The 23,483-nt window shown below is 64.1% G+C and carries 21 protein-coding genes; 6 read left to right on the top strand and 15 right to left on the bottom strand.

Going from position 1 to position 23,483, the window contains the following annotated elements:
- Window positions 1-309: 309 nt before the first annotated feature.
- Window positions 310-819 carry a hypothetical protein gene (locus CQ017_RS00595; RefSeq protein ID WP_146112396.1) on the bottom strand — a complete coding sequence of 170 codons (510 nt, stop codon included), beginning with the start codon at window positions 817-819 and terminating at the stop codon, window positions 310-312.
- Between the two features lie 472 nt (window positions 820-1,291).
- Between CQ017_RS00595 and CQ017_RS00585 the strand changes: the two genes are divergently transcribed.
- Window positions 1,292-1,756 (top strand): NUDIX domain-containing protein, encoded by a 465-nt coding sequence (locus CQ017_RS00585; protein WP_105552083.1) that lies wholly within the window; start codon window positions 1,292-1,294, stop codon window positions 1,754-1,756.
- Window positions 1,757-1,958: 202 nt separating this feature from the next.
- Here CQ017_RS00585 and CQ017_RS00580 read toward each other — a convergent pair whose 3' ends face one another.
- The 7 genes from CQ017_RS00580 to CQ017_RS00550 form a co-directional block, all read right to left on the bottom strand.
- Window positions 1,959-2,645: an N-acetylmannosamine-6-phosphate 2-epimerase gene (locus tag CQ017_RS00580; protein ID WP_105552082.1), complete on the bottom strand. Its 687-nt coding sequence runs from the start codon at window positions 2,643-2,645 to the stop codon at window positions 1,959-1,961.
- A 4-nt stretch (window positions 2,646-2,649) separates the two neighbouring features.
- A complete protein-coding gene (locus CQ017_RS00575; protein ID WP_219843891.1) occupies window positions 2,650-3,594 on the bottom strand; it encodes an ROK family protein in 945 nt (314 codons plus the stop codon).
- A gap of 2 nt (window positions 3,595-3,596) precedes the next feature.
- Window positions 3,597-4,544 (bottom strand): dihydrodipicolinate synthase family protein, encoded by a 948-nt coding sequence (locus CQ017_RS00570; RefSeq protein ID WP_105552081.1) that lies wholly within the window; start codon window positions 4,542-4,544, stop codon window positions 3,597-3,599.
- 55 nt (window positions 4,545-4,599) lie between these two features.
- Entirely contained in the window at window positions 4,600-5,403 is an 804-nt protein-coding gene (locus tag CQ017_RS00565) for an ABC transporter ATP-binding protein (protein WP_105552080.1), read from the bottom strand.
- On the bottom strand, window positions 5,400-7,394 hold the full coding sequence (locus CQ017_RS00560) for a dipeptide/oligopeptide/nickel ABC transporter permease/ATP-binding protein (protein ID WP_219843890.1): 1,995 nt from the start codon (window positions 7,392-7,394) through the stop codon (window positions 5,400-5,402). Before CQ017_RS00560 ends, CQ017_RS00565 begins: the two co-directional genes overlap by 4 nt.
- A 2-nt stretch (window positions 7,395-7,396) precedes the next feature.
- The gene (locus CQ017_RS00555) at window positions 7,397-8,353 is read right to left on the bottom strand and encodes an ABC transporter permease (RefSeq protein WP_176484106.1); all 957 of its coding nucleotides are present in this window, start codon (window positions 8,351-8,353) and stop codon (window positions 7,397-7,399) included.
- An 88-nt stretch (window positions 8,354-8,441) separates the two neighbouring features.
- Window positions 8,442-10,058, bottom strand: coding sequence for an ABC transporter substrate-binding protein (locus CQ017_RS00550; protein WP_105552079.1), 1,617 nt, complete (start codon window positions 10,056-10,058; stop codon window positions 8,442-8,444).
- A 132-nt stretch (window positions 10,059-10,190) separates the two neighbouring features.
- Here CQ017_RS00550 and CQ017_RS00545 point away from each other — a divergent pair, with 132 nt between their 5' ends.
- Together CQ017_RS00545 and pepN are read left to right on the top strand one after the other, a co-directional pair.
- Window positions 10,191-10,925 (top strand): FadR/GntR family transcriptional regulator, encoded by a 735-nt coding sequence (locus tag CQ017_RS00545; protein ID WP_105552078.1) that lies wholly within the window; start codon window positions 10,191-10,193, stop codon window positions 10,923-10,925.
- A 53-nt stretch (window positions 10,926-10,978) separates the two neighbouring features.
- Window positions 10,979-13,624 carry an aminopeptidase N gene (pepN, locus tag CQ017_RS00540; protein ID WP_105552077.1) on the top strand — a complete coding sequence of 882 codons (2,646 nt, stop codon included), beginning with the start codon at window positions 10,979-10,981 and terminating at the stop codon, window positions 13,622-13,624.
- Window positions 13,625-13,636: 12 nt separating this feature from the next.
- Here the strand turns inward: pepN and CQ017_RS00535 are convergent, their stop codons facing one another.
- The 7 genes from CQ017_RS00535 to CQ017_RS00505 all read right to left on the bottom strand — a co-directional run bounded on the left by CQ017_RS00535 (window position 13,637) and on the right by CQ017_RS00505 (window position 19,297).
- Complete coding sequence (locus CQ017_RS00535) at window positions 13,637-14,692, bottom strand: biotin/lipoate A/B protein ligase family protein (RefSeq protein ID WP_105552076.1); 1,056 nt, start codon at window positions 14,690-14,692, stop codon at window positions 13,637-13,639.
- Between the two features lie 104 nt (window positions 14,693-14,796).
- On the bottom strand, window positions 14,797-15,696 hold the full coding sequence (locus tag CQ017_RS00530; protein ID WP_181150477.1) for an RNA polymerase sigma-70 factor: 900 nt from the start codon (window positions 15,694-15,696) through the stop codon (window positions 14,797-14,799).
- A 5-nt stretch (window positions 15,697-15,701) separates the two neighbouring features.
- Complete coding sequence (locus CQ017_RS00525; RefSeq protein ID WP_105552075.1) at window positions 15,702-16,283, bottom strand: carboxymuconolactone decarboxylase family protein; 582 nt, start codon at window positions 16,281-16,283, stop codon at window positions 15,702-15,704.
- 178 nt (window positions 16,284-16,461) lie between these two features.
- Window positions 16,462-16,719 (bottom strand): type B 50S ribosomal protein L31, encoded by a 258-nt coding sequence (locus CQ017_RS00520; protein WP_096284304.1) that lies wholly within the window; start codon window positions 16,717-16,719, stop codon window positions 16,462-16,464.
- A 133-nt stretch (window positions 16,720-16,852) separates the two neighbouring features.
- A complete protein-coding gene (locus CQ017_RS00515) occupies window positions 16,853-17,692 on the bottom strand; it encodes an RNA methyltransferase (RefSeq protein ID WP_258133437.1) in 840 nt (279 codons plus the stop codon).
- Window positions 17,685-18,491: a sulfite exporter TauE/SafE family protein gene (locus tag CQ017_RS00510; protein ID WP_096284302.1), complete on the bottom strand. Its 807-nt coding sequence runs from the start codon at window positions 18,489-18,491 to the stop codon at window positions 17,685-17,687. Before CQ017_RS00510 ends, CQ017_RS00515 begins: the two co-directional genes overlap by 8 nt.
- Window positions 18,492-18,505: 14 nt before the next feature.
- Entirely contained in the window at window positions 18,506-19,297 is a 792-nt protein-coding gene (locus tag CQ017_RS00505; protein WP_105552074.1) for an ABC transporter ATP-binding protein, read from the bottom strand.
- 480 nt (window positions 19,298-19,777) lie between these two features.
- Between CQ017_RS00505 and serB the strand changes: the two genes are divergently transcribed.
- The 3 genes from serB (at window position 19,778) to CQ017_RS00490 (ending at window position 23,472) form a co-directional block, all read left to right on the top strand.
- Complete coding sequence (serB, locus tag CQ017_RS00500; protein WP_105552073.1) at window positions 19,778-20,701, top strand: phosphoserine phosphatase SerB; 924 nt, start codon at window positions 19,778-19,780, stop codon at window positions 20,699-20,701.
- A 160-nt stretch (window positions 20,702-20,861) separates the two neighbouring features.
- Window positions 20,862-22,601, top strand: coding sequence for a VanW family protein (locus tag CQ017_RS00495; protein WP_105552072.1), 1,740 nt, complete (start codon window positions 20,862-20,864; stop codon window positions 22,599-22,601).
- 76 nt (window positions 22,602-22,677) lie between these two features.
- Complete coding sequence (locus CQ017_RS00490; protein WP_105552071.1) at window positions 22,678-23,472, top strand: GNAT family N-acetyltransferase; 795 nt, start codon at window positions 22,678-22,680, stop codon at window positions 23,470-23,472.
- Window positions 23,473-23,483: the final 11 nt, after the last annotated feature.

The following is a 23,483-nucleotide window of genomic DNA, read 5'->3' as shown; positions in this document are numbered from 1 at the left end:
AGACACACAATTTAAGAGACACCCAATCCGGTGCAACAAGGCGAAGGAACTGCCGGGATGGTATGAAAAAGTCGATCCGTGCCTGCCGCACTCCATCGTGATGGACACCGGAGACGGACGGACCTACCGGTCCCTGGCTCCCCCCAGCGACCGGAGTAGTCCGAGATACAACACCACCGGTCATCCACCTGCCCAAGCATCAACGAGAGTAAGCAACTTGACTGAAGTAGTCCTGCCCGAAGCACAGCCACAGGCCGCTAAGTAACGCGCCTCAGCGCATTCACGAGCGTGCGCGAGAACTGTTGTGAGTTATGCGGTGTCGAGCTCTTCAAGGCGCCCTTTTGGAAGCGCTAGGACGTATACGGTGGCAAAGACGATAAAAACGAGCACAAACGACAATAGTCCGATACCCGCACTCTGGGCGTTGGAACCATTGGGTTCTTGTCCAAAGGTGCTCATAACTGACCCAAGCCCAACACCAAGCACTGCATAGGCGAATGATTCCGTGCACACGACGATCGATTTTTCAATCTGATACCAGTGTCCAGACACGAAGAATCCCCTCGCGGTGACACCTCCAACGATGAATGCCACCGTCGCGATGATGCAACAGGTCACGAACATGCGCAATGCTGATCCGTAGCCAACCCCGTCCGGTCCGACATGAATTGCCACATGGTCCGGAATCCACGGGCTGGCCAGCCAATAAGCCAGCAGCGTCAAAGCGATAGACAAACTAGGGGCGAGAATGAATAAAAATCGAGTTCCAGCAGGGCATGCGATATGAGATTTGTCGGTATCCACTAGGCTTTTAGTCATTTTCACCTCCCATCGGTATCGAGTGATCTTCCTGCTAAGATCAGCAGCAACACCTTTTAGCCTACCGGAATGAGAAAGACCATGCTAGCGCCAACGCTTATTTCATTATTTTTGGCGCTGGTATTTATTGGGACTTACCTCGGGGAACGCCAGGACCGGAAGCGAACCCATTCGAAAGAGGACAAGTTTTTTAGCAACTGGTCCATCATCGCATTCTGGATCGCACTGTTCTTCACGGTGGTATTTGCACTCGGGCTCTTCACGAGGCTGGCAAACTAGCTGTTTAATTAGTTGAATCACTAGTACGCTCAGCGGTTACGGCGTAGCCATGAAGCGGCCGGTAATCTCGCGATTGGTGAGTGAACCAAATTCTCCACGCGGACACTTAATTGCTCGAAGTTTGCCAGCGTCTCCCCTTCGGCTAGTTAGCCCCGTGGCCAACGAACTAAACACGCAGAGGCAGTGATTTCACATTAATTATAGGAATGCGCTCACACCAGTAAGCTACGTAATCGTTCGCGATAGGCATCGAGTTCTTCTGCAGCGCAGGCAGGGCACGGGCTATCTAGACGGCTACTGGTCAACCGCTGCCGCAGGTCATGTCGAAGCGGGTGAGTCGGCCATCCAAGCTGCGGTTCGTGAGACGCGTGAGGAACTCGGGATCGAGCTGGATGCCATGCAGCTCCAGCCGCTCACCACCGTCCACCGGCCGCAGTCCAGCAACGAAACCGCCGGTGGTCGAGTCGATTTCTTCTTCGAATGCACCACGTGGACGGGTGTGCCTCAGATTATGGAGCCGCACAAAACCTCGGCGCTTACTTGGTTCGACCTTTGCGAGCTGCCTGGCAAAGTTGTTCCGCACGAGCGCTACATCCTAGAGCGGCTGGGCAACGACCTTCCGGCCATAATTGCCGCCAACTCCCTCATGGCGCAGTAATTTACGCTGGATCCGCCGTCAAGGGTTGGGCACCTCCATGGGAGTGGAATGCCTCAATATCTATCGTCGAAGTTGCGCCTCGGTCTCCGAGGCGGCACGCGGATGTGCGCGTGCCCTCCGGTCCAAGGATTACGCGCGCTTCGCCGCGGCGATAGGGCTAGTTCTCTGGCTCCGAAAGGTCCTTGGCCGGAAGGCTGTCCTGTTATGCGCGCAGCGCCGCGTTGAACCATCCGGTGATGCTCGCCGGGTGGGTGATCGCGGTACCGACCACGACGCAGAATGCTCCGGCATCCAGCGCGGCACGGGCTTGCGCCGGGGTGTGGATGCGTCCCTCGGCGACCAGCGGCCGGTCGAGCCCCGCGGAGGCAATCGAGGCGAGGAGCTCCAAGTCCGGGCCCTCGGTTTTGGCACGTTCGCCGGTGTACCCGGCCAGTGTGGTGCCGATCAGATCGGCGCCGGCCGCGGCGGCCTCCAACGCGTCGTCGAGCGACCCGCAGTCGGCCATCACCAGTGCACCGGTTTGTTCGTGCACCGCGGTGATGGTTTGTTTCAGGGACTTGCCATCGGGCCGTTCGCGGCGCGTGCCGTCCAGCGCCACGATGTGCGCACCTGCCTGGGCCACGGCCACGGCATGGTGGATCGTCGGGGTGATGAACACGCCCTCATGGCCATCCTTGAATAAGCCGATCACCGGCACCTCGACCGCCGCACGGGTGAATTGGATATCCGCGATTCCCTGCACGCGGACGGCGGCCGCCCCACCGATCACCGCGGACGCGGCGACCTGCGCCATGGTCTGCGGGTTGCGCATGGGTTCGCCCGGATAGGCCTGCGCCGAGACGATCAAACCTCCGCGCAGGGCTTCTTGCTGTGACTTGCTGAGCAGCATGTCGCTACTTCCTCTCGTTGGCCGGCCAGAATAAGCTGGCCGCCCCGTAAAATGCTGCGTCGTTGCCCAGTTGGGCGGGCACAATTGCGGTGTGCGCCAGCGGGTCGATGGCCGAGGCGGCATAGCCGGCACGCAGCGCCTGCCACCAAAGGTCTCCGGCGCCAGCCATCCCGCCGGAGACGATGATCAGCTCCGGATCCAGCACGTTGCCCAGCGAGGCCAGCGCCATGCCGGCGGCCAGGGCCCCGGTATGCAGCGCACGGCGGGCGAGCTCATCGCCTTGTCCCGCGCGAACCGTCAGCTCGCGGGTGTCCAAGACGCCTTCATCTCCGCCGAGGCGGAGATAGTGGCGGTGGATTGCCGGACCCGAGGCGATGGCTTCGACATGTCCGGTGCGGCCGCAGGAGCAGGGAAGCCCGGCCGCCAGCGGCGAGTCGATGTGCCCCATATGCCCTGCGACATGGTGCGCGCCGGAGAGCAATTGGCCGTTGACCAGGTGCGCTCCGCCGATGCCGGTGCCGACCGCGAACAGCAAGACCTGCTTCGCCGCGCGTCCGGCGCCGGCGCGGGCCTCGCCAAGCCCGTGGGCGTGCACGTCGTTGACCGCCCGGACCGGCAGCCCGGTGCGGGCCAGCAGCTCGGTGCGCAAATCCGTTCCAGCCCACCCGGCGATGGTATCGGTGGCGGAGGCGACCTGCGCGTTCGCCGGGTCGATGACTCCGGCCGCGCCCAGGCCGAGGCCCAGAATTTCCTCGCTCGACTTCCCGCGCAGCTGCGCCACGAGCCCGGCCATCGCGTCGAGCACCGCCGGCGCTCCAGCGCTCGCGGGGGTAGGCACCTGGCCGGTGGCGATGATCTGCCGGCGGGAATCCAGCACGGCGCCGGCGATTTTAGTGCCGCCCACATCCAGGGCGAGCACCGCGCCGGCGCCGAAGCGGCGTTCGCTCATGCTTAGCTGGCCGCCGCGGTGAGCAGTCCGGTTTCATTCAGGATGGTGCGGATGGCGGTGGCCTCCTGCGCGTTCAGCGCTTCCATCGGCACGCTCATGGTGTTCGCCGCGATCACGCCGAGCTCGACCAGCGCGGTCTTGAAGGCGCCCAAGCCTGCGGCTCCGCCGGAAACACGGGCCGAATCCGGGGTGTAGACGATGTTGAACAGGGCCGCGAGGCGGTCCTGCTCGGCGGCGGCTCCGGCCCAGTCGCCGGCCACTGCCAACTCGAACAGGCGGCGGTAGCCGGCCGGGTCCACGTTGCCCAGTCCCGGCACGACGCCGTGGGCGCCGCCGAGCAGCGCGCCGTCCACGACGACCTCGTGGCCGGTGAAGACCGAGAAGCCTTCGATCTCGCGGGTGGCCAGCAGCAGCTGGCGGAAGGACACGTCATCGCCCGAGGAATCCTTCACGCCCACGATCACCCCGTCGTTGGCCAGGCGGATTGCCACCTCCAGCGGCAGCTTGTGATGGGTGCGCACCGGCACGTCGTAGGCGAAGATGTCCACGTTCAGTGCGGCCTTGATCCCGCGGAAGTGCGCCTCGATCTCCGCGGCGTTGCTCAACGCGTAGAAGGGGGTGGTGACCACCAGCGCGTCGGCGCCGAGGGCCAGCAACCGCGCGCCTTCCTCGATGGTGCGCACGGTGGTCTGCTCGCTGGCGCCGGCCAGGATCGGCACGCGTCCGGAGTTGGCGGCCACGATGGCGCGCATCACCTGCTCGCGTTCGGCGTTGGACAGGTAGGGCACCTCGCCCGAGGAACCGAGCACGAACAGCCCGGAGACTCCCCCGGCGATCAGGTGCTCGACCACGCGCTGCAGGGATGGGATGTCGAGCTGGCCGTCGGCCGAGCGCGGGGTGACTACAGGTGGGATGACGCCGCTGTACTTCGGGTTATTAACAAATGCCACGTAACTGATCCTTCTGCTTGGGGCCCAATTCTTCGGGCCCTGAAATTGTGGGTGCCTAGAGCTGGAGCAGCGAGGGCGCTGCGCCCAGCAGGGTGCGGGTGTATTCGTTGGTCGGCGCGTCGAAAACCTGTGTGGCGGTGCCTTCCTCGACCAGCTCGCCGGAGTTCATCACGCAGATGCGGTCCGAAACGTAGCGCACGGTCTGGATATCGTGGGAGATGAACACCATGCCCAGGTTCAGCTGCGCCTTCAGGTCGGTGAGCAGGTTGAGCACCTGGGCGCGCACCGAGACGTCCAGCGCGCTGGTGGGCTCATCCGCGACGATTACCTCCGGCTCCAGGGCCAGCGCCCGGGCGATGGCCACGCGCTGGCGCTGCCCGCCGGAGACCTGGCTGGGCAGGGCGGTGGCGGCCGAGGCCGGCAAGCCGACCACGGAGAGCAGCTCCAGGGCGCGGGCGGTGCGCGAGGCGGCGTTGCCGATGCCGTGCACGCGCAACGGGTCGGTGAGCGTGTCCATAATGCTCATGCGCGGGTTCAGCGCGGTGGCCGGGTCCTGGAAGACCACCCCGACGGCCCGGCCGAATGCCTTGCGCCCGGCGGCGTTGCGCTTGCCCACCGGCTTTCCGGCGAAGAGCACCTGCCCGCCGGTGGGTTCCTGCAGGCCGACCAGCACCGAGGCGAGGGTTGACTTGCCGCAGCCCGATTCGCCGACGATGCCCACGGTTTCGCCCCGGGCCACGGAGAAGTCCACCCCGTTGACCGCTTTGATCAGCCGCGGGGAGAACAGCTTGCCGCCGCGGATCTTGTGGTGCACGTGGATGCCGCGCAGCTCGATCACAGGTGCGTTGTCGGTGCTCATCGGTTAACTCCTGCATCCTCGTGGCTGGCCCAGCGGTGTTCGGGATTCTCGGCGACCGGCACGAAGCTGGTGGCCCGGTGCGGGTCCGCGTCGGCACGCTGGCTGCGTTCGGCGAAGCGGTCCCCGGGCACGAAGTCGTACGGGCTGGGCACGGTGCCCGGAATCTGATGCAGGCGCTCGGCCTGCGATTCGATGGAGAGCACCGCGCCGAGCAGGCCGCGGGTGTATTCATGCTGCGGGTTGGCCAGCACCGCGCGGATCGGGCCGGCCTCGATTACCTGCCCGGCGTACATCACGGTGACCCGGTGGGCCAGCGAGGCCACCAGCGCCAGATCGTGGCTGACGAAGACCATCGCAAAGCCGAGCTGCTCGCGCAGCTCGTTGAGCAGGTCCACCACCTGCTTCTGCACGGTGACGTCCAGCGCGGTGGTCGGCTCGTCGCAGACCACCAGTTTCGGGCGGCGCGAGAGGGCCATGGCGATCAGCACGCGTTGGCGCTGCCCACCGGAGAGCTCATGCGGGTAGGAGCGCATGGTGCGCCGCGGATCCAGTTTCACCAGCGCCAGCAGCTCTTCAGGGCTCTTGCGCCCGCCGCGGCGGGTGAGCTGGCGCAGCTGCTCCCCGATGAGCATCGAGGGGTTCAGGCTGGAGAGCGCGTCCTGGTAGACCATCGCGATCGACTCGCCGCGCAATCCCTTGTAGACCTTGTCGTCCCCGGCCAGCGTGCCGCCATCTGCGGTGGCCGGCAGCAGTTCCCTGCCTTCGAAGCTGATCGATCCGGACAGCTGCGCGCCGGGGCCGAGCAGGCCCATGATCGCCAGCGAGGTGATCGACTTGCCGCAGCCGGACTCGCCGACCAGCGCCATGGTTTCGCCTTCGCGCACGGTGAAGGACACGTCCTGCACGATCTGCGTATCCCCGTAGCGGTCCGGGAAGCGGATCGAGAGGTTCTTGACCTCCAGGATGGTGCGCGGATCCGTCTCATCCAAGACGAGCCGGTCGGTGCGCTGGGATTCGGTGCGCGCCAGCAGGTCCAGTTCGCGGCGCAGCCGTTCGTGGGCGTGCTCGTCGGTGGCAGCCTTGGCCACGGCCGAGCGCTCTGCGCTCTTCGCGCGCGGCTTGCCCGCGCCCTTCACGTTGACCAGCGCGTCGGTCATGCCCTCGGCCAGGATATTCAGCGCCAGCACGGTGAGCAGGATGGTCAGGCCGGCGAAGGTGGTGGCCCACCAGGCGCCGTTGAGCACCAGGGTGCGGCCGTAGGAGATCACATTGCCCCAGCTCGGGGCCGGGTCCTGGATGCCCGCGCCGAGGAAGGAGAGCGAGGCTTCGAGGATGATCGCGTCGGCGACCATCACGGTGGCGAAGACCATCACCGGGGCGGCGCAATTGCGCAGCACGTGGGTGCCGAGGATGAAGAAGCGTCCGGCGCCGATCACGCGTTCGGCGCGCACATAGTCCTCGCCCCATTGGGCGAGCACGTTGGCGCGGACCACGCGGGCGATCTGCGGGGTGTAGATGATCGCGATCGACAGGATGATCACCGGCAGCGAGTTGCCCAGCGAGGCCAGCAGCGCGGCGGCCAGGGCGATGCCCGGGAAGGCCATCAGCATGTCCATAATGCGCATGATCGTCTCGTTGGCCCACTTGCTGCTGGTGGCGGCCAGGGCGCCGAGCAGCCCGCCGAGCACCAGGGCCAGCGCCACCGAGCCGAGGCCCACCAGCAGCGAGGCCTGCGCGCCGTGCAGCAGCCGGGAGAGGATATCGCGGCCCAGGCGGTCGGTGCCGAAGAGGTGTTCGGCCCCCGGGGCTTGGGCCGGGGTGCCGGTGGCTAGCGGATCGTGCGGGGCGAGCACCGGGGCCAGCAGCGCGAGCAGGCCCACCAGGACCAGGAATGCCAAGGAGATCTTGGAGCCTAGGGTCAGCGCGCGGAAGCGGCTGCCGCCCGCGCTGAGGCGTTGCACCAGATTGTTGCGTGGGGCCATGATGGTCATCGCTACACCGTCCTAATACGTGGGTTGATCAGCAGGTACAACAGGTCGACGGCGATGTTCACCAGCACGAAGGTCATCGCGATGGTCAGCACCACGCCCTGGACCAGGTTCGTGTCCTGATTGGTGATGCCGTTCATGATCAGCTGTCCCATGCCGGGCAGCGAGAAGATCATTTCGATGACCACCGCGCCGCCGAGCAGGTAGCCGATGCGCAGCCCCAGCACGGTCACCGGGGTGACCAGTGCGTTGCGCAGCACGTTGCGGCTGACCACCTCGTTGCGGGGCACGCCGTTGCCGATGGCGGTGCGCACGTAGTCGCGGTCCAGCTCCTCGACCATGGAGGTGCGCACCACGCGGGTCAGCGAGGCGGAGACCGGGATGGCCAGGGCCAGCGCGGGCAGGGCCATATGGCTCAGCCAGGAGCCGAAGCCGCCGCCAGCCGGGGCGGCGCCGCCGGAGGGGAAGAGCGGGTTCGCGCCCAGGGCGAACCACTGGATGAGCAGGATGCCCAGCCAGAAGGACGGGGTGGCGATCGCGGCGATGGAGAAGATGCGCACCAGCTGGTCCGGCCACTTGTCGCGGTAGAGCGCGCCGAGCACACCGAAGACCAGCGAGATCACCACGGCGATGACCACCCCGAGGAAGGTCAGCTGCAAGGTCAGCGGGAAGGCGCCCTGGATCATGGTGCTCACCGACTGGGCGGGCGGCGTGGTGCTGCCGAAGTCCAGCCGGATCAGCCGGGCGAGAAAGGCGAAGTACTGGATGAAGATCGGATCGTTGAGTCCGCGTTCTTCCCGGTAGGCTTCCTTGGCGGCCGCCGAGGCACCTTCGCCCAGGGCGCTGGTTGCCTCGTCGCCGGGGGCGAGTTTGAGGATGATGAAGACCAGCAGCGAGATGCCCAGAATCATCACGGGCAGTGCCGCGAGGCGGCGTAGCAGCAGGTTGAGGAAATTTCCCACGCAAGGACTCCGTTGGGTTGGGAAGTGAATGTGGCTCGTCTCTGGCCGGGCTCCGCCCGCAAAGGCGGTGCCCGGCCAGGCGGTGCGGCTAGGCCTTAGGCGATACGCCGACGAAGGACACCCCGGTGGTCGGCAGCGGCGCGAAGCCCTCGACCGCATCGGGGTTCCAGGCGGTGGGCAGCTGGCGGTGCAGCACCGGGTAGAGCGGCACCTCGGCGGCGATCAGGTTGATGGCCTTGCCCCACGCTTCCTTCGCCTTGGCCGCATCTTCGGCCTTGACCGCCTGGTCGAGCAGCGTCTGCAGGTCCTTGTATTCCTTGGTTCCGCTCCAGCGGAAGCGGGATTTGGGCCAGACATCTCCGCGGTAGAACCAGGACAGCAACAGGTCCAGGTCGTTGCCGAACACCGATGGGTCGCCCGGGGCGGCGACCACGGTGAACTTCCCGGAGTCCACATTGTCTGCGTACAGGGCACCGGACTGCAGATTCTGCATGGTCACCGAGACGCCCGGGATCTTGTTCCAGGATTCGAGGATCAGCGGGGCGATGTCCTTCACCCAGGAGGTGTCGGTGGTCTTCAGCTCGAAGCTCAGGTTGCCCACTCCGGCTTCCTTCAGCAACGCTTCGGCCTTGGCCGGATCGTAGTTGTAGACGGTGTCCGCCTTGAGGTACTCCGGGTGGGTGTCCTGCACATAGGAGGTCGCGGCCTTGGCATTGCCCAGCAGCGCGGTCTGGATGATGGATTCGGTGTCCAGCCCGTAGTGCAGGGCCTGGCGGACCTTGGCATCGTCGAAGGGTTTCTCGGCGCAGTTGAACATCAAGAAGAGCAGGCCGAAGGACTGCACCGATTCCACGCTGGCCTTTGCCTTCAGGCGCTCCATATCCAGGTAGGGCACGTCTTCGATGGCCTGGACGCGGCCCGATTCCATGGCGGTTACCCGGGCGGCCGCATCGGAGAGCAGGAACCAGGTCATCTTTTCGGCCGTGGCCACCTGGCTGCCGTTGTAGCCCGCGTGCTTGGCGAATTCGATCTTGTCGTCCTTGGTGGCGGAAACGAACTTGTACGGGCCCGAGCCGATCGGGGTGGCGTCGAAGGCCAGCTGGTCCTTGGAGGCGATGGCCTTCGGGACGACCTTGACCACCGAGATCCGGGTGGGGAACAGCGGGAAGGCGTAGTTCAGGGTGAAGGAAACGGTGTTTGCATCCTTGGCCTTGACCGACTTGATGAACGGGATGAACTGCGCGAACAGCGAGGCATTCTTGGTGTCCAGCACGCGTTCGAAGGAGTACACCACATCCTCGACGGTGACCGGCTTGTCATCGTGGAAGGTCGCGTCCTGGCGCAGCGCCACTTCCCAGGTGGTGTCGTCGACCTGGACCGGCTGGGCGGCGGCCAGCGCCAGATACGGTTCGCGGGTGGCCGGGTGCAGATCGACCAGGCCTTCGAAAATGTGCATGTTCGCCGCGTAGGGCGTGGCCCCCGAGGAGGTCATCGGGTCAAACCCGGTGGACAGGGCATAGGAAATGCCGGCGGTGAGCAGGCCTGCGGCGGCAGCTGACCCGGATCCGCCGGATCCTTCGGCGCTGCTGCCCGATGAGCAAGCGGCGAGGCTGGCGGAGAATGCAGCGGCCGCGCCGACCATGCCGGTAATCTTCAAAAAGTCTCGACGAGCATAGGGCTTACTTGCCACTTCGTTAAGTGCCATCGATGCCACCTCCAAGGAAATAAAGTCAGTTCATCGGACGTAGGATGTCCGATCTATAGCCTAGACTGTAATGGTAATCACTAGCGGTGGTCAACTAGCTCACAACCGCGAATTGGAAAATTGGAGAAGTTCATGACAACTAACGGGCCACGCCGCACCGATGCAAAGTCACGCCTGCGGGCGCTGACCTCCGATATCACCGCGTTGATCCTGGAACGGAATCTGCTTCCCGGAGACCCGTTGCCCACCGAACAGGATTTGATGGCCGAGCTGGGCGTGGGGCGCAATTCGCTGCGCGAAGCGGTGAAGGTGCTCCAGGCGCTGGGCATCATCGACACCCGGCACGGTTTTGGCATGTTCGTCGCGGAGAATACGCTCAGCGCGCTGCACGATTCGCTCTCCTTCCGCGGGCAGATGTCGCTGCGCCACCGCGGCCACGAGGCCGGAGAGCTGGTCGATGTGCGCCAGGCCCTGGAGACCGGGCTGATCGACCAGGCCATCCGCGCGGTGACCGAAGAACACCTGCTTGCGCTGGAGGCCAGCGTGGTGAGCATGGAGCAATCGGCGGTCGATGGCGACATGTTCACCGACGCGGACCGGGACTTCCATCGAATCCTCTTCGAGCCGCTGAATAACACCCTGCTCAGCAATCTGCTTGGCGTGTTCTGGGAGGTCTACCATTCGATCCACGACGTGATCGGCCAGGCCGAGCCGGATAAGCCGACGCTGTTGGAGACCGCGGCGGCCCACCGCGCGATTCTCGAGGCGGTTCGCGCCAAGGACATCGAGCAGGCCCGCCTGCTGCTGGCCGAGCATTTCCAGGGAATTCGCCAACTGCTAGCCCGAATGCACGCCGCGGCGAAATAAGTGCCATCCCCTGAGGCATTATCAAACATTTATTTCACAGCTAAGCTGTAAGGGTGGACACATTAGAACGCTATGCACCCAATGAGAACCTGCGACGCGACGAGGCAGCTTGGCGTGCCGCCAACATCAGTTGGCACTTCGCAGAAGTCGAGCTTGACCTGAGCAATGCCACCGCCGGAGCGGAAACGTCCTTCGCCGCGGTGACGACGCTGAACTTCACCTCGGCCTCCCCCGAAACCTTCATCGACTACATACACGAGTCGATCCAGAGCATTGTGCTCAACGGGTCCGAAATCCCGGTGGCCGATGCGGTGCTCGACGCCCGCATCTATCTGCGCGGATTGCGCACCGACGCACCGAACACCGTGCGGATCGCCGGACGCTCGAGCTATTCCCGCTCCGGCGAGGGCTTGCACCGCTTCGTGGATCCGCAAGATGGGCAGACCTACCTCTACACGCAGTTCGAGCCTTCCGAGGCGCGCCGCGTCTTCGCCTGCTTCGAGCAGCCGGATCTGAAGACCAGCTACCGCTTCACGCTCACCGGTCCGGAAGGCTGGCATCTGGCCAGCAACCAGCAGATCCTCGACGAGGTCAACAACGGCGACGGCAGCAAAACCGTTTCCTGCGCGCCGACCGCGCCGATCTCCAGCTACATCACCGCGGTGCTCGCCGGCCCCTACCACGTGGTGCGCGGAACGCACCTGCAGAAATTGGCCGACGGCGAAGAGCTGAGCATCGAGATGGCGGCCACCTGCCGGGCCTCGCTGGCCGAGCACTTCGACGGCGAAGAGATCCTGAAGCTGACCAGCCAGGGCCTGGATTACTTCCACGAACTCTTCGACTTCCCCTACCCCTGGGGCAAATACGACTCGGCCTTCGTCCCCGAATACAACCTCGGCGCCATGGAAAACCCCGGACTGGTGACCTTCACCGAACGCTATGTCTTCACCTCGCAGGCCACCGAGGCCCAGCACGAGCAACGCGCCAACACCCTGATGCACGAGATGGCGCATATGTGGTTCGGCGACCTGGTCACCATGAGATGGTGGGATGATCTGTGGCTCAAGGAGTCCTTCGCGGACTACATCGGCACCCTGGCCAATGACGAGGCCACCGACTTCACCACCGCCTGGACCACCTTCGCCGCCCGCCGCAAGGCCTGGGCCTATGTGGCGGACCAGATGCCTAGCACCCACCCGATCGTGGCGGATATTCCGGATCTGCTGGCCGCAGACCAGAACTTCGACGGCATCACCTACGCCAAGGGCGCGTCCGTGCTCAAGCAGCTGGCCGCCTACGTCGGCGCGGAGGCGTTCCGCGATGCGGCGCGCGCCTACTTCCGCGAGCACGCGTACGCCAACACCACGCTGGAAGACTTCCTGCAGGCCCTGGAAAAGGCCAGCGGGCGCGATATGCGCGGCTGGGCCGATGCCTGGCTGAAGACCAGCGGGGTGCCGAAGCTCGCGGCGCACTACACGGTGGACGAATCGGGCCTGATCACCGCCGCGCAATTGGAGCAGCGCGGGACCGACCCGATCAGCGGCGAGCCGATCATCCGCCCCCACGTGCTGAGCGTGTCCGCCTACACGCTGCACGCCGGCATCTTGGAGCGCAGCGAATCCCAACGCGTGGAACTGCTGGGAGCCAGCGTCGACCTGGATTTCCTGGTTGGCCAGCGCGCCCCGGACCTGTTGCTGCCCAACGACGGGGATGAAACCTACGCGTTGATCGAATTCGACCAGCGCTCGCTGCAGACCCTGCTGGAGCACCTGGGGGCGCTGCGCGACTCCTTGCCGCGTGCCACCTGCTGGGCCTCGCTCTGGGATGCGGTCCGCCAGGGAAAACTCGATGCGCAAAGCTATGTGGCGGCGATTTTGGAGCACGCCCACACCATCGAGGACTCGGGGGTGTTCTCGGTGCTGCTGGACCAGCTGGCCACCTCGATCTCCAAGTATGTCGCCCCGGAACTTCGCGCGGCACTGCGCGAGCAGGCGGCTCGGGTGCTCACCGGTTGGCTCACGGATTTCGCTTCCGGCAGCGACCAGCAAACCACCACCGCGCGCATGCTGGCCCGTCTGGCGCGCTCCGGAGTGGCGCCGGAGATCATCGATTCCTTCCTCGCCGAGGAACCGAATCCCTATCGAGTCACCGTCGACGAGCAGCTGCGCTGGGCCAGCTATATTGCCCTCGCGGCCTCCGGCCGGTTGGACTCCGCCGCCCAGGAGCGGATGCATGAGGCGGCGAAGGCCAACCCGACCAGCGTCGCGCAGAACTCGGTGCGCACCGCGCTGGCCGCCCGCCCGGATGCCGCGGTCAAGGAAGCCGCCTTCGACACGGTGCTGATGGGCCACGACGACAACGGTTCGCTGTCCAACGACGCGCTCTCGGCGATCGCCCAAGGTTTCGCCATGGGATCTCCCAGCCTCCTGGCCGACTGCCAGCGGCGCTACTGGGCGGCCATCCTGCCGGTCTTCGAAACGATGAGCATGGAATTCGCCACGCGCGTGATCGAGGGGCTCTATCCGGGCATCCAGGATCTGACCGGCGACCCGGAGCAGAACCCGACACTGCTTGCGGCCAACGCCTGGCTGGAGGCCAACCAGTCGGCGCCGGCCGCCCTGCAACGCATCCTCATCGAGGAACGTGCAGAGCTTCAGCGCAGCCTGCAGGCGCAGTCCTTCAGCCGGATCAGCCGCTAGATTACCCCGGCTCTACGGAACGCGAGCCGTCCAGGCCTCGGTGTCGAATTTCGATTCGGCCAGGTCCTGGGCGGCCTTTCGCGTCTGCGCATCGAGCTGCGCCCGGGTGGCGCCGGTGCGCTTGGCGAAGGTGTCCATCATCGTAGAGATGAGCTGGGAGCGGTCCTGGCTGGTTTGCGACTTGAGCGGATCCACGCGCTTGACCGCCGAGGTGATGCCCTTGTCGGAGATCTTTTCGCGGCCGATGCGCAGCACCTGGACCATCTTCTGCGCATCGATGTCATAGCTCATCGTCACGTGGTGCAGCAGCGCGCCGTTGGCCAGGCGTTTTTGCGCCGCGCCGCCGATCTTCCCGCTGGGCGTGGCAATGTCGTTGAGCGGCTTGTAGTACGCCTTGATGCCCACTGATTCCAGGGCCTGCATTACCCAGTCGTCGAGGAACGGGTAGGAGTCTGCGAAGCTCATCCCATCGACCAGGGAGTCCGGGGCGTACAGCGAATAGGTGATGCAGTTGCCAGCCTCCATGAACATCGCGCCGCCGCCGGATATGCGGCGGACCACCTTGATGCCGTGGTGCTTGGCCTGTTCCATGTCCACCTCGTTCTTTAGGGACTGGAAGGAACCGATAACCACCGCGGATTCGTCCCAATCCCAGAAGCGGATGGTGGGTTTGCGTTCCCCGGCGGCGATTTGCCGGGTGAGCACCTCATCCAGTGCTACCTGTTCGGCTACCGGGATGATCTGCGGGCCGAGGATTTCCCACTGGTGGTCCTCCCATTTGGTCGCGTGGCCCAGGCTCCGGCGTACCGCACGAGCCACCGCGTCGGCGTCGAAGCCGAACAGCACCGCGCCTTCGCGCAGATTCGCGTTGACCGCGTCGCGGATGGTGCCGTGGCTGGCTTCGGTGGGCAGCCCGTCGAGAGCCGTATTGAGGTCTTCGAGGGCTTCGTCCGGTTCCAGGAAGAAGTCGCCATTCACCGAAGCATTGGCGATCACCCCGTTGCTGCTTTCGAGATCTACGACGACTAATTTGCCGCCGACTACCTTGTATTCGCCATGATGCTTCATGGGACGATTCTATCGTCTGAGGCTGGAGGGGAGTTAAAGCGCAAAGGGCGCGAGGGGTGACTAGTTACTCCTTGCCGGCGGCGATCACCGCGGCTATTCAGCGGCTAGCGCTCCAGCCGGGTCTCCGCCTCCACGCGGCCGAGCTTGTCCGGATTCCGCATGGCGAAAATCCGTGCGACCCTGCCTTCCTCCACCACCAGGCTTATGAGTGAGGGACCGCCTGCTTCATCGTCGATGCGGATGCCCAGGGCCCCGTTGAGCCAGAGAAGCACGATCTTCGGGTTTTGCGCGGCCTCCGGGAAGAGCCGCAGCAGATTGGTCACCTTCCTCGCACCGTACACCGGCACCCGAACGGCCTGGGCGACGCCGCCGCCGTCGGCGATGAGTATGACCTCGGGGGCCAGCACGTCCATCAGCCCCTGCACATCCCCGGTGGTGACCGCCGCCAGGAAGCTTTCCACGACTTCCCGCTGCTCGCTGCGATCCACGCGCATGCGGGGGCGCCGGGCGGCCACATGAGAGCGTGCACGGCTGACGATCTGGCGCACGGCGGCCGCCGACTTGCCCACGGACTCGGCAATTTCCGCGTAAGGCACGTCGAAGACTTCGCGCAGCACGAATACCGCACGCTCCACGGGGGCGAGCGATTCGAGGATGGTGAGCATGGCGATCGAGACGCTTTCGGCCAGCTCCACGTCCTCGGCGACATCCGGCACGGTGAGCAGGGGCTCGGGCAGCCATTGCCCGACGTAGTCCTCCCGCCGCCTGGACAGCGTGCGCAGGCGGTTGAGCGCCTGGCGGCTGACGGTGCGCACGAGGTAGGCCCGCGGGTCGCGGACGGCCGCGCGGACGCCGGGGTCCAGTTCAGCCCAACGGAGCCAGGCTTCCTGCACCACGTCCTCGGCATCCGCCGCGGAGCCGAGCATCTCGTAGGCGACGGTGAAGAGCAGGCCGCGGTGCACGAGGAACGGATCCTGCAGGTCAGCGGCGCCGAGGTTGCTCATGCCGCCTATGCTACTCCGCGGCCGCCGCGCTCCGCGAGCGGTTTCAGCCCGCAGGAATCGGCGAATCCCTCGGATTCGATGCCGAGGGCGACGTTGCTGCGGGTGGTGAGGTTGGCGAAGCCGATGACGCTGGTCAGTTCGACTAGCGCCGGCGCGCCCAATTGCTCGAGCAGCCGTGCCGAGAGTTCGTCGGTCACCGAGACGGGCGTGGCGCTCATGGCCTCTGCATACTCCAGGACGTCGCGCTCCAGCGGGGTGAAGACCTCGGACTCGCGCCAGCACGGGATCTGCCGGGCCTTGTCCAGGTCCAGGCCGTGGTTGTGCGCCATGAAGTAGTTGTAGTCCAGGCACCACGTGCAGCCGATGAAAGAGGCCACGGCCATATGGGCGTAAGACTTCAGCGACTCATCGCAGCTGTCCCACTTCTGCACCTTCTGCCCGATGCCCATGGATGCCTTGAGCACGGGCTTGTTGTGCCACATCACGCCCAGGGATTCCGGGACTTTGCCGAACATCTTCGCGCTGAATTTCTTGATGAGTGCACCGTAGAGACCGGTGATTTCTGTGGCCGGGATCCTGTTGGTCATGACTCCTCCTGCGGGTCGGTTCTGGGTCCTATGACATGAAGACACCGCCCGCGCCGGATCTGTGACACCTCGGCTGCGCAGGCCAATCGACCGGCGGTGTGCTGCCGGTTAAAAAGCAAACGGCGCGATTCCAGTCAAACTGGAATCGCGCCGTTTTAAGCTTGCGAGGGGCGAAGAATTACTTCTTGCCGCCGAAGCCCTTGAAGCGGGCGTTGAAGCGCTCGACACGGCCAGCGGTGTCCATGATGCGCTGCTTACCGGTGTAGAACGGGTGCGATGCAGCCGAAATTTCGACGTCGATCACTGGGTAGGTGTTGCCATCTGCCCACTCGATGGTCTTGTCCGACGAACGGGTCGAACGGGTCAGGAACTGCTCGCCGGAAGCCAGGTCGTTGAAGACAACTGGACCGTACTGTGGATGAATATCAGCCTTCATAGCTATACACCTTTTGGTTTATGGCCACTGGATTTTGCCAGCAGCTACTTGCTCGGAAAATTAGCCTGCGACCTCGACCAGGGTCGATACACAGACATTCCATCCTATCCCACAAAACCAAGTTCTGCGAAACTCAATTGCGTGGCGCGGAGCACAGGTGCCAGAAGGCAATGGCGCTGGCCGCGCCGACGTTCAGCGAGGAGACTTCGCGGCGCATCGGGATCATCACCGCCTGGTCAACCAAGGCCAGGGTCTGCTCTGCCACTCCCCTGCCTTCGTTGCCCAGGATCATCGCAAATTTCTTTCCTTCGGTCATCTCGACCTCGTTGAGCGCCACCGCGTCCTCGGTCAGTTCCATGGCCAGCATCGTGTAGCCATGGTCCTTGAGGATCGCGATATCCTCTGGCCAGGAGTTCAGCCGCACCCAGGGCAGGTCGAAGACGGTGCCCATGGACACGCGCGCGCTGCGCCGATACCAGGGGTCTACGCATTTCGGGGTGATCAGCACCGCGTCGACGCCCAGTCCGGAGGCCGATCGCAGGATCGCGCCGAGATTGGTGTGGTCGGCGATGTCTTCGAGGATCGCGATCCGCGAGCTAGCGGTGAGCACCTGGCCCAGGTCCAGCGGTGCCGGACGGTTCATCGAGGCCATCGCGCCGCGGTGCAGGTGGAAGCCGACCAGGTCCTGCAGCTGCCGGTCGTTGCCGATGAAGATCGGCACCTCGGGGAAGCGTTCGAACTCTTCGGCCAGCTGGTCCAGGTGCTTTTCGGCCAGCAGGAAGCTGCGCGGCACGTGGCCGGCGTTGATGGCGCGGGTGACCACCGTGGTGCTTTCGGCGATGTACAGGCCGTTTTCCACGTCGGTGCGCATGCGCAGATGGGCTTCGGAAAGGCGCAGGTATTCGTCCAAACGCGCATCCTCATGCAGATCCTCGACCCGCAGGATGCGTTCGGGGTTGGTGATCTCAGGCACCGGCTACCAGCTTGTAGAGCATATTCGCCAAGGCGACGACGCCGAGGATGACGATGACCAGGCGCAGCCATCCCGGGGAGAGCTTGCGTCCCACCTTCGCGCCGATGAACCCGCCGATCAGCGAGCCGACGGCGATCAGCAGGACGATCAGCCAGTGGATGCGTTCCGGTGCGATCAGCAGGTAAATCCCGGCCGCGACCAGGTTGACGAGCAGCGAAAGGATCACCTTGATGGCGTTGGACTGCTGCAGGGAAGCTTGCAGGAAGACGCCGAAGACCGCCATGAGCAGCACGCCCTGGGCGGCGGTGAAGTATCCGCCGTAGACGCCGATGACAAAGACCAGCACGTAGAGGATCAACGGGATCTTCGCGCGGTCCGCGTCGTCCGGGTCGCTTCCGCCGCGCTGCGCTTGCCGGGTTTTGGCCCAGGCGGCGAGCTTCGGCTGGTAGATGACCAGCACTAAGGCGCAGAGCAGCAGCACCGGGGCGACCACACCGAACACCGATTCGGGCAGGTTCAGCAGCAGCAGCGAACCGATCAGTCCGCCGATCAGGGAGACCGGCACCAGTTTCAGCAGGGTCTTCTTCACGCTGGCCGCTTCGCGGCGGTAGCCCCAGGCGCCGGAGAAGCCTCCGGCGATCAGGCCCATGGCGTTGGAGACCACCGCGTTGACCGGGGTGATTCCCAATGCGACCAGGATGGGGAAGGTCACCAGCGTGCCCGACCCCACCACCGTGTTGATGGTTCCCGCCCACAGGCCGCCGAGCAGGATTAACGCTTCACGCCAAAATTCGATCACAGTTCAGCGCGTCCTTAGCCTTGGCGGCGCGCGACGGCGGAGTAGCGGCCGGCGTCTTCGCGCATGCTCAGCTCCATCCCGTAGGTTGCCTTGAGGTTTTCCTCGGTCAGGGTGGAGGCGATTTCGCCCGAGGCGACCACTTCGCCGTCCTTGAGCATCAAGATGTGGGTGAAGCCAGGCGGTATTTCCTCGAGGTGGTGGGTCACCAGCACCAGGGCCGGGGAGTCTTCATCGGCGGCCAGCTCGGTGAGCTTGGTCACCAGTTCTTCGCGCCCGGCAAGATCCAGGCCTGCGGCTGGTTCGTCGAGAATCAGCAGTTCCGGGTCGGTCATCAGCGCACGGGCGATGAGTACGCGCTTGCGCTCGCCTTCGGATAGCTTGCCGAATGGCTGGTTCATGAAGGTGGACATGCCCCACTGGTGGAGCATCGAGAAGGCCCGGCGTTCGTCGAGGCGTTCGTACTTCTCGCGCCAGCGCCCGGTCATCCCGTACGCGGCGGTGAGGACCACATTCAGCGCTGTCTCGTTGCCGGGAATAGCGTTGGCGACCAGTGCCGAGCTCAAGCCGATCAGCGGCCGCAGTTCGAAAACGTCGACCTTGCCCATGGTTTCGCCCAAAATGCCCGCGGTGCCGCGGGAGGGATGTAGACGGGTGGCTGCAATGTTCATCAGGGTTGACTTGCCGGCGCCATTGGGGCCCAGCACAATCCACCGCTGGCCTTCTGTGACTTCCCAGGACACGTCGTTGAGCAGGTCTTTACCCCCGCGCACCACGCTGACATCGTTGAAAGTTAGCACTTCGCTCATGGTTTTTAAGCCTAGACTTTCGTTCTCTGATTCACTAATTGAAAACACCGCTGCAGCTGTGCAATATGACTCCACAGCCCGTGGTGGACCGGCCGAGCGCCGAATAGCAGTCTAGCCGTGGCGGGCACCCCGCTCGCCAAGGAGGCGGATCACCGGCAGGCTTCCCGCTGAGTGCGCGGCGAGAAGCTAACCCGGCACCGGGCAGTTTCTCGCTTTCGGCATCGGTGAGCCGAATCCTGCTGCGGAAATCCTCTCTCGCTCGGTGGTCAAGGACAAGAAACCAGACTCACCCGAGCAGGTGGTGCGCGCCGAGCTGGGTAATCCCGGCAACGGATCGCTCGCGTCCATCAGGCCTGCTGGCACATTGGCCATCCGAAACTCATTGAACCAACGTGTACAAGTGCATTAGCTCTACCGCCAGCGGAAAGGAACCGACCGTCATGTTTGGTCGTACTTGGCTCCAGAGACGAAAATAGTTTCATGGCTTCAACTTTGACCCTCGTCTCCCGACCGGCACTACCCCGCGAAACTTTCGATTCGCTCATCGACCATGTGGGCAAGGCCCTGCCCCTCGCCGCCGACGCCGCATTGAGCGTGCAGCATTCAGCCGAGCGCATGGTGGCTAGGGTGCGCATCGAGAATGCTGATTCGACCGCATTGCGAATCGCGGCGCAAGAGGCCTTTGACGCCTACGTCGCAACCGGTGCGCTTGCTGCTGCGGACGCATGCGTGACCGTGGTGGATTCCGCGCTGACCGATGCGCCGCGCATGCTGCTGCTGATGGATGTCGATTCAACCCTGATCAAGCAGGAAGTCATCGAATTGCTTGCGGCCCATGCCGGGCGCGAGGAGGAGGTCGCCGCGGTCACCGAAGCTGCGATGCGCGGGGAATTGGACTTCGCCCAATCGCTGGTTCAGCGTGTGGCCACACTCAAAGACCTGCCGGAAACCGTCTTGAGCGAAGTCATTGCGCGCGTGGTCTACTCCGACGGCGCACGCGAACTGGTGCAGCGCTTCCATGCAGCCGGGCACCTGGTCGGCGTGGTCTCCGGCGGATTCCAGCAGATCCTGGACCCCTTGGCGGCAGAGCTCAAGCTGGATCACGCGCTGGCAAATACCCTGGGCATCACCGCGGGTCTGCTCGACGGCACCGTGCATGGCCAGATCGTGGATCGCGCCATGAAGGAAAAGATGCTGCGCGCCTGGGCGGCCGAACACGGCATCGGCATGGAGGCAACCATCGCCGCCGGGGACGGTGCCAACGATTTGGACATGGTCAACGCCGCAGGACTGGGTGTAGCCTTCAACGCGAAGCCGGCGCTGCGTGAGCAAGCGGGCGCGCGCATCGATTTTGGCCGCCTGGATGTGATCGCCGACCTAGTATTGGATGACCTGGCGGCCTGAAATCCAACAACTCGATAACAATTCAGGCGATTGCTCACACAACACCGCGTGTCGGTTGCTCCACCCGTTAGTATTTCTTTTGGTGCATTGCTGTACTTGGAAGTAATAATTCACGTACCGTGCCCGACCCCAATCGCTTTTCGAAAGAGCTAACAGACAAGTGCAGACTCCCTCCCCGGACAGTTCATCCTCACCCTCCGCTCGCAACGGTTCCAAGGGCAAGGCCAAGAGCAAGGCCAAGCCCTGGATCATTACCGGTTCGTGCGTGGTGGCTGCGGCGGCGCTCTATTTCGGCGGTGCAGCCTTCGTGAGCGCCCAGATCCCGGCTAATACGAGCATCGCCGGGGTGAACATCGGTTCGATGAGCCAGGACGAAGCACGAGCTGCCCTGAGTGAATCCGTGGCGCCCTTGGCGGCGGAGCCCTTCGAGGTCCTGGTAAATGCCCAGAGCTACAAAATTGATCCGGCCAAGGCGGGGCTGACGCTCAACATCGATGACACGGTCGCCGACCTGACCGGATACGAAGCCAACCCGGCCGATCTGCTCGATCGCTTAACCGGCAAATACACCGCCACCGCGAGCATCGACGTAGCCAACGACAAGCTCAACACCGAACTTCAGGCGCTGGCCAAGAAGGCAAACGCCGAGGTCGCCGAGGGAGATATCACCTTCGCCGAGGGCAAATCAACGCTCGTCGCGCCCGTTGATGGCGTCGTGTTGAAGCAAGATGAGGCCGCCAGCTTGCTGAGCCAAGAATGGCGCATCGGTGCAGCCGGGATTGAGCTGCCCAGCGAGGTCACCAAGCCGGAGATTTCCCCCGATGCCTTGCAGTCCTTCTATGACGACCAGGTGAAGTCCTTGCTCAAGGACAAGGTCACCTTGACCTCAGATCAGAAGAAGGTCGACATTTCGACCGCTTCGATCGCCGCCGCGGCCAGCTACACGCCGAAGGACGGCGCCCCGGCCATCACCCTGGACGACAAGAAGCTTTTCAACGCGGCGACCAAGAATTCCGAGCTGAGCAGCACGGCCAAGAACGCCCGCATCACGCTGGCAAACGGCAAGCCCACCATCAAGAAATCGGTGCCCGGTGTCGCGCTCGAGACCAAGGGCCTCGGTGCCAAGGTACTGGCCGCGACCGAAACCAAGGAACGCACCGCAAAGGTGGTGCTGAGCGCTTCGGAGGCCGACTTCACCACCGAAGACGCCAAGAAGCTGGGCATCAAAGAAGAGATCGTCGAATTCTCGACCCCCTACCCGGCCAATGACACGGTCCGCACCAAGAACCTGCGTGCGGGCTCGGCACGCATCAACGGAACCGTGATCGAGCCCGGGGAGAACTTCTCGCTGCTCAAGGCCCTGGGCCCAATCACCGTGGCCAACGGCTACTTCGGTTCCGGTGTGGTGGTCGACGGCTTCTCCACTGAAGCAGTTGGCGGCGGCCTGTCGCAGATCTCTACCCAGTTGTACAACGTCGGCTTCCTTGCCGGCTACGACGACGTCACCCACAAGCCGCACTCCCGCTGGTTCGAACGCTACCCGGCCGGGCGCGAAGCCACCCTGTGGGAAGGCTCGGTCGACATGATCTGGAAGAACAACTCCCCCTATGGTGTGATGATCCAGGCCTGGGTATCCGGGGACCGGGTGCACACTCGGCTGTGGAGCACCGATTATTGGAAGGTCTCGCAGAAGAGCTCGGGCAAGTACAACCAGACGAACCCGGAGACCAAGTACAACACCGCCAAGGAATGTGTTTCCGAAAGCGGCGGGCAGAAGGGCTTCACCATCGACATCACGCGCAATCGCACGACGGTTGACGGTTCGAAAACCCTGCCACCGGATGTCAAGAGCTGGACCTACCAGCCATGGCACAAGGTGGTCTGCGGCGAGAAGCCGTAACCGCACAACTTCCCAGGGCGCCTTCTGATTATTCAGGAGGCGCCCTTTTGATCCATCCGGCAGGCGGGAACCAACCATGGGCACAGCATTGGCCGCAGAATTTCTTGGTTTATACGACGAGCAGCTTCGCACCGATGCAGAAACGCCGAGCGCGCTCAACGTGGCACGGCTCGGTCCACTGCGCCTGGTGAGCTTCGCGAAGGGCCGAGGGTTCATCACCTACCCGCACGTTGACCGGGCCAGCGGGATTGATCTTTCCAGCCTAGTTGGCGAGGCATTGACCCACTACGAACTAGCGCCCGAGATCACCCGGGTTGAGTGGAAGACGCGCGGTCACGATCATGCACCCGGACTGCACGACGAGTTGCTAGCCCATGGATTCGTTGCCGAAGAATCCGAGTCCATCATGATTGGGCCGGCAGCGGATCTCGCGGTGGACGTCGAGTTGCCGGCAGGCGTTCGGCTGCGCCAAGTTTCAACCGCGACAGAAGTGCGCGCGATGTGTGCGATGCAGGATGAGGCCTTCGGCGATCCGGTGTCGGAGCATCACGCCGAGGCGGTGTTGCAGCGCCTGGCCACCGATGACGGGATGGAACTCTGGGTTGCCGAAGCCAATGGGCAGATCGTCAGTGCCGGAAGGCTTGAACCCGTTCCCGGAACGCAATTTGCAGGCATCTGGGGCGGCGGAACCCTTGAGCAATGGCGCGGAAGCGGGATCTACCGTGCGCTGACGGCTGCTCGGGCCCGCTCCGCGCTGAAGTTGGGCAAAACGCTGATCCATAGCGACTCTACCGAGTACTCCCGTCCCATCCTCGAACGCTATGGTCTGCTGAAGGTCTCCGCAACCACCCCCTATCAGTGGACACGCTAACCTCAGCGGAT

The organism is Arthrobacter sp. MYb224, from assembly GCF_002975455.1.
Classification (GTDB): domain Bacteria; phylum Actinomycetota; class Actinomycetes; order Actinomycetales; family Micrococcaceae; genus Glutamicibacter.
This window is presented reverse-complemented; position numbering and strand designations above follow the sequence as displayed.

Excerpts from the sequence above, each read along its gene's own strand:
- CQ017_RS00595 (WP_146112396.1), bottom strand. The coding sequence starts at position 819 with ATGACTAAAAGCCTAGTGGATACCGACAAATCTCATATCGCATGCCCT.
- CQ017_RS00580 (WP_105552082.1), bottom strand. The coding sequence starts at position 2,645 with ATGCTGCTCAGCAAGTCACAGCAAGAAGCCCTGCGCGGAGGTTTGATC.
- CQ017_RS00575 (WP_219843891.1), bottom strand. The coding sequence starts at position 3,594 with ATGAGCGAACGCCGCTTCGGCGCCGGCGCGGTGCTCGCCCTGGATGTG.
- CQ017_RS00565 (WP_105552080.1), bottom strand. The coding sequence starts at position 5,403 with ATGAGCACCGACAACGCACCTGTGATCGAGCTGCGCGGCATCCACGTG.
- CQ017_RS00560 (WP_219843890.1), bottom strand. The coding sequence starts at position 7,394 with ATGACCATCATGGCCCCACGCAACAATCTGGTGCAACGCCTCAGCGCG.
- CQ017_RS00550 (WP_105552079.1), bottom strand. The coding sequence starts at position 10,058 with ATGGCACTTAACGAAGTGGCAAGTAAGCCCTATGCTCGTCGAGACTTT.
- CQ017_RS00545 (WP_105552078.1), top strand. The coding sequence starts at position 10,191 with ATGACAACTAACGGGCCACGCCGCACCGATGCAAAGTCACGCCTGCGG.
- CQ017_RS00535 (WP_105552076.1), bottom strand. The coding sequence starts at position 14,692 with ATGAAGCATCATGGCGAATACAAGGTAGTCGGCGGCAAATTAGTCGTC.
- CQ017_RS00530 (WP_181150477.1), bottom strand. The coding sequence starts at position 15,696 with ATGAGCAACCTCGGCGCCGCTGACCTGCAGGATCCGTTCCTCGTGCAC.
- CQ017_RS00525 (WP_105552075.1), bottom strand. The coding sequence starts at position 16,283 with ATGACCAACAGGATCCCGGCCACAGAAATCACCGGTCTCTACGGTGCA.
- CQ017_RS00520 (WP_096284304.1), bottom strand. The coding sequence starts at position 16,719 with ATGAAGGCTGATATTCATCCACAGTACGGTCCAGTTGTCTTCAACGAC.
- CQ017_RS00505 (WP_105552074.1), bottom strand. The coding sequence starts at position 19,297 with ATGAGCGAAGTGCTAACTTTCAACGATGTCAGCGTGGTGCGCGGGGGT.
- serB (WP_105552073.1), top strand. The coding sequence starts at position 19,778 with ATGGCTTCAACTTTGACCCTCGTCTCCCGACCGGCACTACCCCGCGAA.
- CQ017_RS00490 (WP_105552071.1), top strand. The coding sequence starts at position 22,678 with ATGGGCACAGCATTGGCCGCAGAATTTCTTGGTTTATACGACGAGCAG.